Raw genomic sequence first — 14,469 nt, 5'->3', positions numbered from 1 at the left:
TTACTATATGCACTATAAGACTAATTAATGTATGAAATAGGAGGTGCCTCATGGACAACAATGAAATTTTGGTCAGCTTAGATATAGGTACATCAAAAATTAAAGTAATTATCGGCGAAGTTGTAGGAGAAACACTTAATATTATTGGAGTTGGATCCGCGAAATCCCTAGGGATGAAAAAGGGTGCAATTGTAGATATTGATGAAACCGTTCATTCCATTCGCTCAGCAGTAGAGCAAGCGGAAAGAATGGTTGATGTACATATTGATAGTGTAGTAGTCGGAATTAATGGGAATCATGTGGATTTACAGCCATGTCATGGAGTGGTAGCTGTCTCTAGTGAAGACAAGGAGATAAAAGAGGAGGATATCCATCGTGTGATGGATGCAGCTCAAGTAATTTCGATCCCACCAGAACGTGAAATCGTGGATGTAATTCCAAAACAATTTATCGTGGATGGTTTAGATGAAATCCGTGATCCAAGGGGAATGATTGGTGTTCGTCTGGAGATGGAAGGGACGATTATCACTTGCTCTAAAACGATGCTACATAATGTGTTAAAATGTGTAGAAAGAGCTGGATTAAATGTCTTAGATTTATGTTTACACCCTCTTGCTACTGGTGAAATTGCCTTATCAAAAGATGAGAAGAATCTAGGAGTTGCTTTACTAGATATTGGTGGTGGCAGTACAACTGTATCTGTATACGAGGATGATACGCTAACAGGTACGAGTGTTATTCCATTAGGTGGAGATAACATTACGAAGGATTTGTCGATTGGTCTGAGAACAACGACTCAAGAAGCAGAAGATATTAAGCTAGATCACGGTTATGCTTTTTATGATGATGCCAATGAGGAGGAAGGTTTTGAAGTTAATATAATTGGTAGTAACCAAAAAGAAGTCTATAATCAAGTGCATCTTGCAGAGATCATTGAGGCTAGATTAGAAGAAATTTTTCTTTATAGTGCTAGAGAAATTCAAAAAATGGGCTATAATGAAATACCTGGTGGGCTTGTTTTAACTGGCGGTACTATGAGCATGCCTGGTGCAGCCGATTTAGCACAGCAACTTTTTCAGAGTAATATTCGAATTGCAATCCCGGATTACATTGGTGTTAGAGATCCGCAATATACGGCTGGAATTGGTATCTTGAAATTTGCTTATAAGAATGCGAAAATACAAGGGAAAGCATTTTCAAGCTCTGTTTCAGAGCAAGTAGAGGTCTCACAACCTGTTGAACAAAGACAACAGGAACAAGTAAAAACAAGACAACCAAAAGAAAAAGAGAAAAAAGAGAAAAAGGAACCTAAGCTAGCAAACTTATTTAAGTATTTCTTTGATTAATAGGGAATGCTTTGTTTTCCAATAACTATATGTGAATATGCCTCTTACATAAAATAAGAGAAATGTAGATTTTGGAAAATAATACACGTAGAAAGAGACAGACCTGTAAACTAGCAAAATTAGGAGGAAATAAAATGTTGGACTTTGATACGAATATGGATCAACTAGCATCAATTAAAGTAATTGGTGTTGGTGGTGGAGGAAGTAATGCCGTCAATCGAATGATTGAGCATGGTGTTCAGGGCGTTGACTTTATTGCTGTTAATACAGATGCACAAGCATTAAATTTGTCTAAGGCTGAAGTAAAAATGCAGCTCGGCACAAAACTTACGAGGGGATTGGGTGCAGGTGCAAACCCAGAAGTTGGTAGAAAGGCTGCAGAAGAAAGCAAGGAACAGATTGAAGAAGTATTAAAAGGAGCCGATATGGTCTTCGTTACAGCTGGTATGGGTGGTGGAACAGGTACTGGTGCTGCTCCTGTTATCGCACAGGTAGCGAAGGAATTAGGCGCTTTAACTGTTGGTGTGGTTACAAGACCTTTTACCTTTGAAGGGAGAAAAAGGGCAACACAAGCAGTCTCTGGAATTGAAGGCTTAAAAAGTAATGTAGATACTTTAATCGTCATTCCAAATGATAGATTACTAGAAATAATTGATAAAAACACCCCAATGCTAGAAGCTTTCCGTGAAGCAGATAACGTATTACGACAAGGTGTACAAGGTATCTCTGATTTAATCGCAACACCGGGTTTAATTAACGTAGACTTTGCTGATGTGAAAACAATTATGCAGGATAAAGGTTCGGCATTAATGGGTATCGGTATTGCTACAGGTGAGAGTAGGGCAGCTGAAGCAGCCAAAAAAGCAATTTCTTCTCCATTACTGGAGACATCTATTGATGGTGCTCACGGGGTATTGATGAATATTACAGGTGGAACTAATTTAAGCCTCTATGAGGTACAAGAAGCTGCAGACATTGTTACATCTGCAGCAGATCAAGAGGTGAATGTCATATTTGGTTCTGTCATTAATGAAGATCTTAAGGATGAAATTGTAGTAACGGTTATCGCAACAGGCTTTGATGAATCGCAACTTCGCAATGCACAGTCTAAACCAAAGCCATCTTCGTTACAGCAAAATACCCCACAACAACGTGAGGTACAAGAAAAGCCACAGGAGCAATCTACTGCTAGCATTTCCTCTTCTTCAAGAGGATCGAAACAACAAGAAGATACTTTAGACATACCAACCTTTTTACGAAACCGAAACCGAAGAAGATAACAACTAGACCGGGGATTTTCCCCGGTCTTTTGCTTTTTTTCCATCCTCTGTTTCTAGCCTCACTATAGCCTCACAATTTACAAGAAAGAAGCTTCTACAAAATAAGTGAAAAGTTCTAAAAAAAAGCGGCTTTTTGCATACGAATTCTGACAGACTTCTTTCAGCTTGTCATTTATACTAGGTAAACAAGATTAACAAATCCCTATAATGGAGAGATAGAAAAGGTGATTATATATGTTGAGTTGATATGGTTACTAAATTGGCTAATTGATTGGATGATCCTTTTATTAACACAATCCATAAATCTTACAAGCTCGAAATGGTACCGAATAGGTTTTGCGGGCTTTTTTGGTTCCATTATTGTTCCAATAACCATTCTTTTTCCAGACCTTTCTTTAGGTGCATGGTATATAAAAATCATTCATTCTTTCGTCATTGTCTATCTTGCATTTGGTTTTCATAATTTAGCGGTATTTCTCAAAAGGCTTTTTTCCTTCTATTTTATGACTTTTGCAATAGGTGGTGGCTTATTGGCTGCACATTATATGTTTACTTATGACATTACTCAATTAAATGTCGAATTAGAACCAACCCAAATTCATGTCGTCTTTGTAGGGGTTGGCTTTCCAATAATTTTTCTGTTTACAAAGTGGAGAATGGACAAGCACAAGTACTATCAATTTAAGAAAGATCATCTCTATGAGGTTTCGGTCTATTGGCGAGAAAAGACCAGTAATGTCAAGGGCTACATGGATAGTGGTAATCAGCTTGTGGAACCAATTTCACAACTACCCGTCATTATAGGTGATGAATATTTAATGCAAACATGGTTCGATAAGCAATCATTCAAAGAATTAAAAGATAGCTTTCAACAATTCAAAGATGGTGAAGCAGAAGAATTTCCTTATCCCTTCTTTCGAATCATTCCTTTCAAAGGGGTGGGAGGTCAGAGTGAGTGGTTACTTGCATTTAAGCCTGATTACATTCAAATACATATGAATAAACAAAATCCTTTGCTTATTGAAGACGTGCTTATTGGTATTCAATTTGGGAGGTTAGTTGGTGATAACAGCTATCAATGCTTGCTTCACCCTAGATTATTTAAAAAAGCAGGATAAATAGAGATAGGAGTGGAATTAATGCTAATTGTACAAAACAAATATAAAATGATTCTTTATAAGGTATTAAAAAAGCTCGGTTTTATTGAAGAGGAGATCTTTTATATTGGTGGTAGCGAAGCATTACCACCTCCTTTATCAAAAGAAGAAGAATTTGAATTAATTAACCGATTACCTAATGGAGACAAATCTGCTCGCGCTATGTTAATCGAACGAAATTTGCGTTTAGTTGTTTATATTGCAAGAAAATTTGAAAACACGGGAATCAATATAGAAGATTTAATTAGCATTGGAACGATTGGACTTATAAAAGCAATCAATACTTTTAATCCAGAAAAGAAGATTAAGCTAGCAACTTATGCTTCACGGTGTATCGAAAACGAAATTCTCATGTACTTACGCAAAAATAATAAATTAAAAACAGAAGTCTCTTTTGATGAGCCGTTAAATGTCGACTGGGATGGCAATGAGCTCTTATTATCAGATGTGCTTGGAACGGATGATGATGTAACATTTAAGGATTTAGAACAAAGTGTTGATAAATCACTACTAAAGGATGCCTTAGATCAATTAAATGGCAGGGAAAAACAAATAATGGAGCTTAGGTTTGGTCTAGTAAATAATGAAGAAAAAACCCAAAAAGATGTAGCAGATATGCTAGGTATTTCACAGTCATATATATCAAGGCTTGAGAAGAAAATAATCAAGCGATTGCAAAAGGAATTTAATAAGATGGTCTAGTTATGTATGCATAAAAACGCCCTGATTGGTGATACTGATTTTTGAGAAGGATCTCCAATCGGGAGGGTGCATGATGACAAGACATAAAGTTGAAATTTGTGGGGTAGACACATCTACATTACCAGTATTAAAGAATGAAGAAATGAGAAGGCTGTTTAAAGCAATGCATGAAGGAGATCAAACAGCGCGAGAAAAGCTTGTCAATGGCAATTTACGGTTGGTCTTAAGTGTAATTCAACGTTTTCACAATCGCGGTGAATACGGTGATGACTTATTCCAAGTTGGATGTATCGGTCTGCTAAAATCCATTGATAATTTTGATCTTGGTCAAAATGTAAAATTTTCTACTTATGCTGTGCCAATGATAATTGGCGAGATTCGACGTTATTTAAGAGACAATAATCCGATTCGAGTATCAAGGTCACTTCGCGATATCGCTTATAAAGCATTACATGCAAGAGAAAAGTTAATGAGTAAAACAGCAAAAGATCCTTCTCCAATGGAAATCGCTGAAGAACTAGATGTTCCAGTAACAGATGTAATCTTTGCGCTTGATGCAATACAAGATCCTGTGTCCTTGTTTGAACCAATATTTAATGATGGAGGGGATCCGATTTACGTAATGGATCAAGTAAGCGATGATTCCATAAAAGATAATGACTGGATTAATTACTTATCTATTAAAGAAGGAATGCAACGACTGAATAAACGGGAGAAGATGATTTTAAATAAACGTTTCTTCCAAGGTAAGACCCAAATGGAAGTTGCTGATGAAATCGGCATCTCCCAAGCTCAAGTGTCAAGACTTGAAAAAGCCGCAATCAAAGAAATGAATAAAGAGATGTTTGATTCGTGAAAATGTAACAAAAATACGACCCTGTTTCGATAATGAAACAGGGTTTTGTATTTATTTACTACCTTTTAGAAGCAGCTCCTTTTACACGCTTATCAGCAGCTCTACTACGTGCTTGTGCTTGTTTGTCCTCTATATCTGCTACCTCTTCAGAGAATTCAATATCTAACCCATCCCCGATTTGATTTTTAGGTGTTTGTGCTAATTTATTTCGATTACTATTTAATTTATGTTCATCCTTACCCAATCTAATCAACTCCTAAAGCTAGTTATCAAGCCTTTTACCCAAACCATCCTAATAAGTAAAAGTCTCCTTATCATTATTTGCAGTGAGTGTTTTGTCATACGATTTTTTTCATGAATTTTAAAAAATCTGTTGTAAGGTTCACCATATTTTATCAATAGCAACATATATTGTTTATAAGGTGGTGGTAAAATGATTACATTATCGGCTATGCAGATGAAGGATATTGTGTTTATAGAGGATGGAACAAAAATAGGAAATTTAACGGATATAGAAATTAATGTTGAAATTGGGCGTATAACGAATTTAGTTGTCGCAACAAAATCAAAAGTTTTTGGTGTTTTTGGAGAATCAAGAGAAATTATCATCCCTTGGGAAAATGTAATGAAAATAGGGCAAGATGTTATTTTAGTTAAAAAAGATAACTATACCTTCCACGAACCAAATCAGATCCGAGTGAAGGAGTAGCTTGCTTGATTCATGCGTGTGATTCGTTTTCCTCTTCGTAATGTACATGAAATTGTTATGTTTTCAGAAAATGTGGTAAAATGATGAAAAATAGGAGGATTACGATGAAAGAGCCATTTTTTCTTGGAAAAAATAATAATATTTTATATATAGATCATTGGAGACAGAAATTTAATATTTTAGCAGGATTTTCAACCAGAAATGGTGGAGTTAGTGAAAGTCCATACAATAGCTTTAATTTTGGTTTTCACGTAGATGATAATCCGGCATATGTATTGAGAAACAGAGAAATCTTAGCAAAAGAGCTAAATGTGCCTCTTAATAGCTGGGTTTTGGCCGACCAAATACATGGAAACAATGTGGAAGTGGTTGATGATTCTGACTGTGGTAAAGGAAGCTACAAACTTAATGATGCTATACGAAATACGGATGGACTAATCACGAATAAATCAAATATTTTAATTGCTGCATTGTTTGCAGACTGTGTACCTCTGTTTTTTTTAGCAAAAAAGAATTTAACTTTTGCAATATCTCATGCTGGGTGGAAAGGTACTGTCGGAAATATTGCAGCAAAAACAATTCAAGCATTTCAAAACCAATCTATTCCATTAGAAGAGATCGAGGTAGTGATTGGTCCAAGCATATGTGGGCAATGCTATGAAGTAAGTGAGCAAGTAATTAAACACGTGCCAGATACATACAGCAGTGTATATTCTAGATTAGATTCGAGCTATTTCCTAAATTTAAAAGAACTTAACTATGCCCAACTAATAGAAGCGGGAATCCAATCATCCAATATATATGTTTCCAAATATTGTACAGCTCATGACTCGCAATTCTTCTCTCACCGAAGAGACGATAATAAGACAGGCAGAATGATTGGTTTTATCACATCACAAAATAGATAAAGCATAAATGACAGAGGGAGAGTTTTGACAAATGAAGGTAGTAGAAAATTTGGCAGGCATCCGAACAAAAATCGAACAAGCATGTGATCGTGTGGATCGAAGCCCTAACGATATTACGATAATCGGTGTAACGAAGTATGTTACAATAGATAGGGCAAAAGAAACGTTCGCAGCTGGAATTACAAATCTTGGTGAAAATCGTTTAGAAGGATTATTAGAAAAACAAGCAGAGTTGGAAGAAGATGTACACTGGCATTTTATTGGGTCATTACAATCACGTAAAGTAAAGGATATCATCGATAAAGTAGACTTCATTCATTCACTTGATCGTCAATCTCTTGCAAAAGAAATTAATAAAAGGGCATCTAAACACACGCCTTGTTTTGTTCAAGTAAACATAAGCGGTGAAACGTCTAAACACGGTTTATCCAAGGATGAAGTTATTCCTTTTATCGAAAAACTTGCAAGTTATCCTCATATTCAAGTCGTTGGATTAATGACAATGGCACCATTTACGGAGGACGAAGCACTTATTCGAAATACCTTTCGAGAGCTGAGACTTTTACGTGATAAGATCATGGCGAATAATTGGCAGCATGCCCCATGCTCCTTTTTGTCTATGGGGATGAGTAATGATTATATGATTGCAATTGAAGAAGGCGCTACCCATATTAGAATAGGCTCTGAATTAGTTGGACCATATGATAACTGAAACGAGGTGATGCACGGTGGGAATGAAGGGGAAATTCAAAAACTTATTTGGACTAGATGAAGAATATGAAATCATTGAAGAAGAAATGGAAGAATTAGATGAAGAACAAAAGGAAAGACGCTCCAAGAAAAATGTTGTTAGCTTAAAATCCGTTCAACCAAGCGCAAAAATGGTATTGTGTGAACCACGTTCGTACGATGAGGTTCAAGATATTGCGGAGCATGTTGTGAATAGACGTTCTGTTGTGATTAATTTACAGCGAGTTGATACAGGTCAGGCAAGACAGATAATCGATTTTATGAGTGGTGCTGTTTATGCCGTGTCAGGCCAAATAAAAAAATTAGGGTCACAGACCTTCCTTTGTACGCCTGAGAATATTGAAATAACTGGTAGTATCACGGAAATAATGGAAGATGTAGATCCAGAGCAAAGGTGGTAATTTAATGTTTTGGTTGTTTAGAACGATAGATATCGCCATGGAGATTTATACTTATGCGATTATTATTTATATCTTAATGTCTTGGTTCCCTGGGGCAAGAGATTCCTCCATCGGACAGGTATTAGCAAAAATTGTAGAGCCATACCTAGAGCCGTTTCGAAAAATTATTCCTCCGATTGGCGGAATGATTGATATTTCTCCAATTGTAGCACTTTTTGTACTTCACTTTGCGAGACAAGGATTGGCTTATTTATTTATGAGTATTTTATATTAGGTGATGGAGATGGATATTTATCAACATTTTAGACAGGAGGAAGCACCTTTCGTTGATCAGGTAATGTCTTGGAAAGATGAGATCAACAGAAGCTTCATTCCACGACTGACAGATTTTCTGCACCCACGAGAACAGTGGATATTTCAATCAATAATTGGCAATGATGATACACTTCAGCTGGCGTTTTTTGGTGCATGGGAGCACGCCGAAAGAAAACGAGCAATATTAGCCCCATACTATGAAGAGCTGGGAGAAGAATCATTTGAAACAGAATTACTTCGGGCAAGCTATCCAATTAAATTTGTGAAAATCGAGCACCCAGATGTTCTCGGTGCTTTTCTTTCTTCAGGCATTGAACGAAAAAAAATAGGAGACATTAAGATCCATCATGGTGAAATCCAAATACTTGTCTCCAAAGATATTTCGACATATCTTTTATCAAACATTACCTCGATAAAAAAAGCTAGTGTTCAATTTGAGCCGATTTCACTGTCAGACCGAATGGTTAATAGCGACAATTGGGTGGAAAAAACGACTACTTGTGCTTCTTTACGCCTAGACGTATTGATAAAGGAAATGTACCAAGTATCACGTCAACAAGCCCTTGACCTCATTAAAAAAGGATGGGTAAAGGTCAATTTTCAAAAAATCGAACAGCCATCCTATTTTTTAGAGGAGAGGGATATGGTATCGGTGCGCGGAAAAGGTAGAACGAGGCTAACAGAAATACAAGGAAAAACAAAAAAGGACAAATTAAGAATCACTTTCGAAAAATTATTATAAAAATGCAGGATTTTTTGTGTTTTTGTCAAATATGTATGGTACTATAGTTAAAAGTACTGACTTGAATGAAGGAGGTGGCCGGTGTGCCATTAACACCATTGGATATTCATAATAAAGAATTTACCAGAGGGTTCCGTGGGTACGATGAAGATGATGTCAATGAATTCTTAGACCAAATTATTAAGGATTATGAGGCAGTGATTAAAGAAAAGAAAGAGTATAAGGAGAAAGTTGAACAATCAGAAGAAAAACTAAAACATTTCTCTAATATCGAGACAACTTTAAATAAATCTATTCTAGTTGCCCAAGAAACTGCAGAAGAAGTGAAGGAAAATGCTAAAAAAGAATCAAAATTAATCATAAAAGAAGCAGAGAAAAATGCTGATAGAATTATTAATGAAGCTTTACATAAATCAAGAGCGATTGCACTTGAAGTAGAAGAATTAAAAAAACAAGCAAAGGTTTTCCGCACAAGGTTAAGAATGATGGTAGAAGCACAGCTTGATTTGATTGACAATGATGATTGGGATGGCTTATTTAAAGTTGAATTAGAGAATGAGGAATTAGAAAAGGCGGAAGAAGCCAATAATTAAGAAATCATACTTGACGTTTTATCTGAAATTCTCTATAATTTATGCATTAATATCCATTATAAATACAGCGATTGGGACAGTATATTGATAACAGGTTATTCATAGCGAGTTAGGGATGGTGGGAGCCTAATATAGCGTATCAATAGAAGATCACCCATGAGTTGCTATCCTGAAGTAATTGGATGTGTAGGGATAGTCGATTGATTCACGTTACGAATAGAAAGTGGATAATTTACTGGAAATTATCTATTAGGGTGGTACCGCGAGCTCCTCTCGTCCCTTTTGGGATGTGAGGAGCTTTTTTAATCTAATGAAGGATACGAATCGTTTAGGGATGACAGAAAAAGGAGGAAATATAGTGGAATATAAACAAACGTTAAATATGCCTAAAACAGATTTTCCGATGCGCGGAAATCTTCCAAACAAAGAGCCTAAAATGCAAGAGCAATGGGATGAAGGAAAGCTATATGAAAAAGTCCAAGCAAAAACAAAAGGTAATCCATTGTTTATTCTTCATGATGGACCGCCATATGCAAATGGCGATATCCATATGGGCCATGCTTTAAATAAAATCTTAAAGGACTTTATCGTCAAGTATAAGTCGATGGCTGGATACCATGCACCTTACGTACCCGGATGGGATACACATGGCCTGCCTATTGAGCAAGCATTAGCCAAAAAGAAAGTGAATCGAAAAAAGATGACCATTGCCGAATTTCGCCAAAAATGTGCGGAATATGCATTAAAACAGGTAGATAATCAACGGGTTCAATTTAAACAGCTAGGTGTAAGAGGGGATTGGGAGAATCCATATATTACACTGAATAAGTCCTATGAGGCTGCACAAATTAAAGTGTTTGGAGAAATGGCGAAAAAAGGCTATATCTATAAAGGACTAAAGCCAGTTTACTGGTCCCCATCTTCTGAATCTGCCCTTGCAGAAGCAGAGATCGAATACCAAGATAAACGTTCAGCATCTATTTACGTTGCCTTTGATGTAAAAGATGGCAAAGATTTATTAGATGGTGATGAGAAATTTATTATTTGGACAACAACACCATGGACTATTCCAGCAAACCTAGCTATTTCCCTACATCCAGATTTAGAGTATGCAGTAATAAAAACGGCAAACCAAAAATTTATTATTGCTCATGACATGCTAGGCCAAGTGAATGAAACCTTAGAATGGAAAGATGCTGAGGTTATCCAAACATTTAAAGGGACAGAAGCAGAAAACATTGTCGCCAAACACCCTATCTATGATAGAGATTCACTAATTATTCTTGGCGATCATGTTACAACCGAAAGCGGTACAGGACTTGTTCATACGGCACCTGGACACGGTGAGGATGACTTTATTGTCGGAAGAAGATATGGATTAGATGTTCTATGTCCAGTAGACGAAAAAGGTTATTTCACAGATGAAGCGCCTGGATTTGAAGGACTATTCTATGACCAAGCAAATAAAGTGGTAACAGAAAAATTAACAGAGACTGATGCCTTATTAAAAATGGAGTTTATTACACACTCCTATCCACATGATTGGCGCACAAAGAAACCAACGATTTTTCGTGCAACGAATCAATGGTTTGCATCAATTAAAGATTTTCGCGAAGATATCTTAACTGAAATTAATCGAATTAACTGGATACCTAATTGGGGAGAAACCCGTTTGTATAATATGGTTCGTGATCGAGAAGATTGGTGTATTTCAAGACAAAGGACTTGGGGCGTTCCTATTCCTGTATTCTATGGTGAGGATAAAACCCCGATTATCACTGATGAAACGATTGCTCATGTTGCTAATTTGTTTAGAGAACACGGATCCAACGTTTGGTTTGAATGGGAAGCAAAAGATCTGTTACCAGACGGATTTACTTCTGAACATAGTCCAAATGGTACTTTCACGAAGGAAACCGACATTATGGATGTTTGGTTTGATTCAGGCTCTTCCCATGAAGGTGTTCTTGAGGAAAGAGAGGCATTACAACGACCTGCGGATGTGTATTTAGAAGGTTCTGACCAATACCGTGGCTGGTTTAATTCTTCTATCTCAACAGCAGTTGCGGTGACGGGGAAAGCCCCTTACGAAACAGTAATTAGTCATGGATTTGCTCTTGATGGACAAGGAAGAAAAATGAGTAAATCAGTTGGGAATGTAGTAGTCCCAGCGAAGATTATGAAGCAATATGGTGCAGATATTCTACGTTTATGGGTTGCCTCTGTTGATTATCAAGCAGACGTACGAATCTCTGATGAAATTATTAAACAAACATCTGAGGGATATCGAAAAATTCGTAATACCTTCCGCTTTTTATTAGGAAATTTAGCTGATTTCCGTTTAGAACACAAAGTGGCGGATGATAAGTTAGAAGAAATCGATCAATTTATGCTATTGAAGCTCCAAAAAGTAATAGATAAATCATTAAATGCCTATGAGAATTATGATTTTTCAACAGTTTATCAAACCATCCATAATTTTTGTAGTATTGAATTGAGCTCATTCTATCTAGATTTTGCAAAAGATATTCTCTATATTGAAGCAGAGGATCATCCGAGAAGAAGAAGTATTCAGACAGTGTATTATGAAATAGTTACTTCATTAGTAAAGCTTTTAACACCAATCTTAACACATACAATGGAAGAGGTTTGGTCTTTTATTCCGGATGTCCAAGAAGAATATGTCCAGTTATGTGAAATGCCAAAAACAAGAGATCTAAGTAATGCAGCTCGATTAGAGAAAAAATGGGATAGCTTTATGAAAGTGAGGGATGATATTCTTAAAGCATTGGAAGAGGCGCGTTCTGAAAAAGTAATAGGAAAATCATTGGAAGCTTCAGTTATTATCCAACCGAACAGTGAAGAAACAGCTGCAATTCTACAAAATATTCCATTTTTGCATCAGCTGTTAATCGTTTCTGAAGTTCAAATTGTCGATGAATTAACGGATGGTAAAGCTTATGAATTTGTTACAGTGAAAATTATGAAGCATCAAGGAGAAACATGTGAACGTTGTTGGGTTGTTTCTGATTCCGTCGGTGAAAACAATGACCATCCGACACTTTGCGCTAGATGTGCATCTGTTGTTAACGAACATTACACAGAAGCATAAAGATGGAAAAACCAACTACCATGACAAAAAGGTAGTTGGTTTTTTATTGGTGAAGTATGCGGAATAGGAGGAAAAAGGTAAGTTATTAGATAAAGTGAGTGAAAGCCTTGATTCCATTCTAATTATTATATTTAATAAGAACATGATATAATAATTTTTAGTGTTGAGTATTAAATTGAAGGAAAGTTGGAGGTTAAAGCTATGTGGGTTTATCTCGTGGCATTTGTCGTCATATTATTAGATCAGTTAACAAAATTATTGGTAGTAAAAAATATGGAATTAGGTGAGCGGATTACTGTAATAGAAAATTTCTTTTACCTTACATCACATAGGAATACTGGAGCAGCATGGGGAATATTATCAGGCCAAATGACATTTTTTTATATTATTACAGTAATCGTGATCGGATTTGTTGTCTATTATATTCAAAAACATGCGAAAGAGAGTAAATTACTCGGGCTGGCATTAGCACTCATACTGGGTGGTGCGATTGGTAATTTTATTGATCGTCTCTTTCGCAAAGAAGTAGTAGACTTTTTTGATTTTTACATAGGTAGCTATAATTACCCAATTTTTAATATTGCCGACTCCTCTTTAGTAATTGGGGTAATAAGCATCTTTATTTTTACAATCTTGGACGAACGCAACAAGAAAAGGAGCAAGAATTCATGAACAACTTTCAATATAAAGTAGAAAATAACGAAAAAGGCATTCGAATTGACAAGCTTCTAGTAGACATTACAGAGGATTACTCAAGGTCGCAGATCAAAACATGGTTTGATAAAAAGCTTGTACAGGTTAATGATCATGTCGTAAAACAAAACTATAAATGCCAAATCGGTGATGTAATAAAATGGGATATTCCAGAGGTGGAACCACTTGAGGTAAAGGCCGAAAATATTCCAATAGATATTGTTTATGAAGATAGTGATTTGATAGTGATAAACAAAAAGAGTGGTATGGTTGTTCATCCCGCTGCAGGGCATTATGAGGATACATTAGTTAATGCACTGCTTTATCATTGTCAAGATCTATCAGGTATTAATGGAGTAGCGAGGCCAGGCATTGTACATCGAATCGATAAGGATACGAGTGGTCTATTAGTTGTGGCGAAACACGACATAGCTCACGAGAAGTTAGCAGAACAATTAAAAAACAAAAAAATGAGACGTGAATATAAAGCATTAGTCCATGGAGATATTCCTCATGAATATGGCACAATAGATGCTCCGATCGGGCGAAGTGTGAAAAATCGCCAAATGATGGATGTTGTAGAAAATGGTAAACAAGCGATCACACATTTTGAAATATTGGAAAGGTTGCATGGTAAGTTTACCTTCATAAAATGTATATTAGACACCGGAAGAACTCACCAAATTCGGGTTCACATGAAATATATCGGTTTTCCTATAGTTGGTGATCCCAAATATGGACAAAAAAAATCGATAGATGTAGAAGGTCAAGCATTGCATGCATATAAATTAACCTTTACCCATCCGATGACAGAGAAAGAACTAACATTTGAAGCAGGTCTTCCAGCAAAATTCGAACAGGTTTTAGATAATATTCGAAAAAGTTATTGACGAAAAACTCATTAT

At 36.2% G+C, this 14,469-nt stretch carries 16 protein-coding genes and 1 other annotated feature; of the genes, 15 read left to right on the top strand and 1 reads right to left on the bottom strand.

What is annotated here, in order from left to right:
• The first annotated feature begins 50 nt into the window (after positions 1-50).
• From ftsA to sigG, 5 genes are all read left to right on the top strand, one after another.
• Positions 51-1,346: a cell division protein FtsA gene (gene ftsA / locus ACZ5N5_RS17190; protein WP_464372829.1), complete on the top strand. Its 1,296-nt coding sequence runs from the start codon at positions 51-53 to the stop codon at positions 1,344-1,346.
• 134 nt (positions 1,347-1,480) lie between these two features.
• Positions 1,481-2,626 (top strand): cell division protein FtsZ, encoded by a 1,146-nt coding sequence (gene ftsZ / locus ACZ5N5_RS17185; protein ID WP_109984483.1) that lies wholly within the window; start codon positions 1,481-1,483, stop codon positions 2,624-2,626.
• Positions 2,627-2,868: 242 nt separating this feature from the next.
• A complete protein-coding gene (gene spoIIGA, locus ACZ5N5_RS17180; protein ID WP_464372828.1) occupies positions 2,869-3,744 on the top strand; it encodes a sigma-E processing peptidase SpoIIGA in 876 nt (291 codons plus the stop codon).
• Between the two features lie 21 nt (positions 3,745-3,765).
• Positions 3,766-4,485, top strand: coding sequence for an RNA polymerase sporulation sigma factor SigE (gene sigE / locus ACZ5N5_RS17175; protein WP_054859543.1), 720 nt, complete (start codon positions 3,766-3,768; stop codon positions 4,483-4,485).
• A 73-nt stretch (positions 4,486-4,558) separates the two neighbouring features.
• The gene (gene sigG / locus ACZ5N5_RS17170; protein WP_054787601.1) at positions 4,559-5,341 is read left to right on the top strand and encodes an RNA polymerase sporulation sigma factor SigG; all 783 of its coding nucleotides are present in this window, start codon (positions 4,559-4,561) and stop codon (positions 5,339-5,341) included.
• 58 nt (positions 5,342-5,399) lie between these two features.
• Here sigG and ACZ5N5_RS17165 read toward each other — a convergent pair whose 3' ends face one another.
• A complete protein-coding gene (locus tag ACZ5N5_RS17165; RefSeq protein WP_054787600.1) occupies positions 5,400-5,585 on the bottom strand; it encodes a YfhD family protein in 186 nt (61 codons plus the stop codon).
• 189 nt (positions 5,586-5,774) lie between these two features.
• Between ACZ5N5_RS17165 and ACZ5N5_RS17160 the strand changes: the two genes are divergently transcribed.
• The 10 genes from ACZ5N5_RS17160 (at position 5,775) to ACZ5N5_RS17115 (ending at position 14,454) form a co-directional block, all read left to right on the top strand.
• On the top strand, positions 5,775-6,050 hold the full coding sequence (locus ACZ5N5_RS17160; RefSeq protein ID WP_054787599.1) for a YlmC/YmxH family sporulation protein: 276 nt from the start codon (positions 5,775-5,777) through the stop codon (positions 6,048-6,050).
• A gap of 104 nt (positions 6,051-6,154) precedes the next feature.
• Complete coding sequence (gene pgeF, locus ACZ5N5_RS17155) at positions 6,155-6,958, top strand: peptidoglycan editing factor PgeF (RefSeq protein ID WP_464367976.1); 804 nt, start codon at positions 6,155-6,157, stop codon at positions 6,956-6,958.
• Between the two features lie 31 nt (positions 6,959-6,989).
• On the top strand, positions 6,990-7,670 hold the full coding sequence (locus tag ACZ5N5_RS17150; RefSeq protein WP_054787597.1) for a YggS family pyridoxal phosphate-dependent enzyme: 681 nt from the start codon (positions 6,990-6,992) through the stop codon (positions 7,668-7,670).
• 16 nt (positions 7,671-7,686) lie between these two features.
• A complete protein-coding gene (locus ACZ5N5_RS17145; protein ID WP_464372827.1) occupies positions 7,687-8,109 on the top strand; it encodes a cell division protein SepF in 423 nt (140 codons plus the stop codon).
• Between the two features lie 4 nt (positions 8,110-8,113).
• Positions 8,114-8,383 carry a YggT family protein gene (locus ACZ5N5_RS17140; protein WP_054787596.1) on the top strand — a complete coding sequence of 90 codons (270 nt, stop codon included), beginning with the start codon at positions 8,114-8,116 and terminating at the stop codon, positions 8,381-8,383.
• A 9-nt stretch (positions 8,384-8,392) separates the two neighbouring features.
• The gene (locus tag ACZ5N5_RS17135; RefSeq protein WP_109984478.1) at positions 8,393-9,166 is read left to right on the top strand and encodes a YlmH family RNA-binding protein; all 774 of its coding nucleotides are present in this window, start codon (positions 8,393-8,395) and stop codon (positions 9,164-9,166) included.
• An 83-nt stretch (positions 9,167-9,249) separates the two neighbouring features.
• Positions 9,250-9,759, top strand: coding sequence for a DivIVA domain-containing protein (locus ACZ5N5_RS17130; RefSeq protein ID WP_464372826.1), 510 nt, complete (start codon positions 9,250-9,252; stop codon positions 9,757-9,759).
• A gap of 58 nt (positions 9,760-9,817) precedes the next feature.
• Positions 9,818-10,043: a binding site (T-box leader), on the top strand.
• Positions 10,044-10,117: 74 nt separating this feature from the next.
• Positions 10,118-12,871: an isoleucine--tRNA ligase gene (ileS, locus tag ACZ5N5_RS17125; protein ID WP_464372825.1), complete on the top strand. Its 2,754-nt coding sequence runs from the start codon at positions 10,118-10,120 to the stop codon at positions 12,869-12,871.
• Positions 12,872-13,072: 201 nt separating this feature from the next.
• Entirely contained in the window at positions 13,073-13,543 is a 471-nt protein-coding gene (lspA, locus tag ACZ5N5_RS17120) for a signal peptidase II (protein ID WP_464372824.1), read from the top strand.
• The gene (locus ACZ5N5_RS17115; RefSeq protein WP_054859536.1) at positions 13,540-14,454 is read left to right on the top strand and encodes an RluA family pseudouridine synthase; all 915 of its coding nucleotides are present in this window, start codon (positions 13,540-13,542) and stop codon (positions 14,452-14,454) included. The genes lspA and ACZ5N5_RS17115 overlap by 4 nt, the downstream gene beginning before the upstream one ends.
• Positions 14,455-14,469: the final 15 nt, after the last annotated feature.

The organism is Gracilibacillus sp. JCM 18966 (genome assembly GCF_055392695.1).
This window is presented reverse-complemented; position numbering and strand designations above follow the sequence as displayed.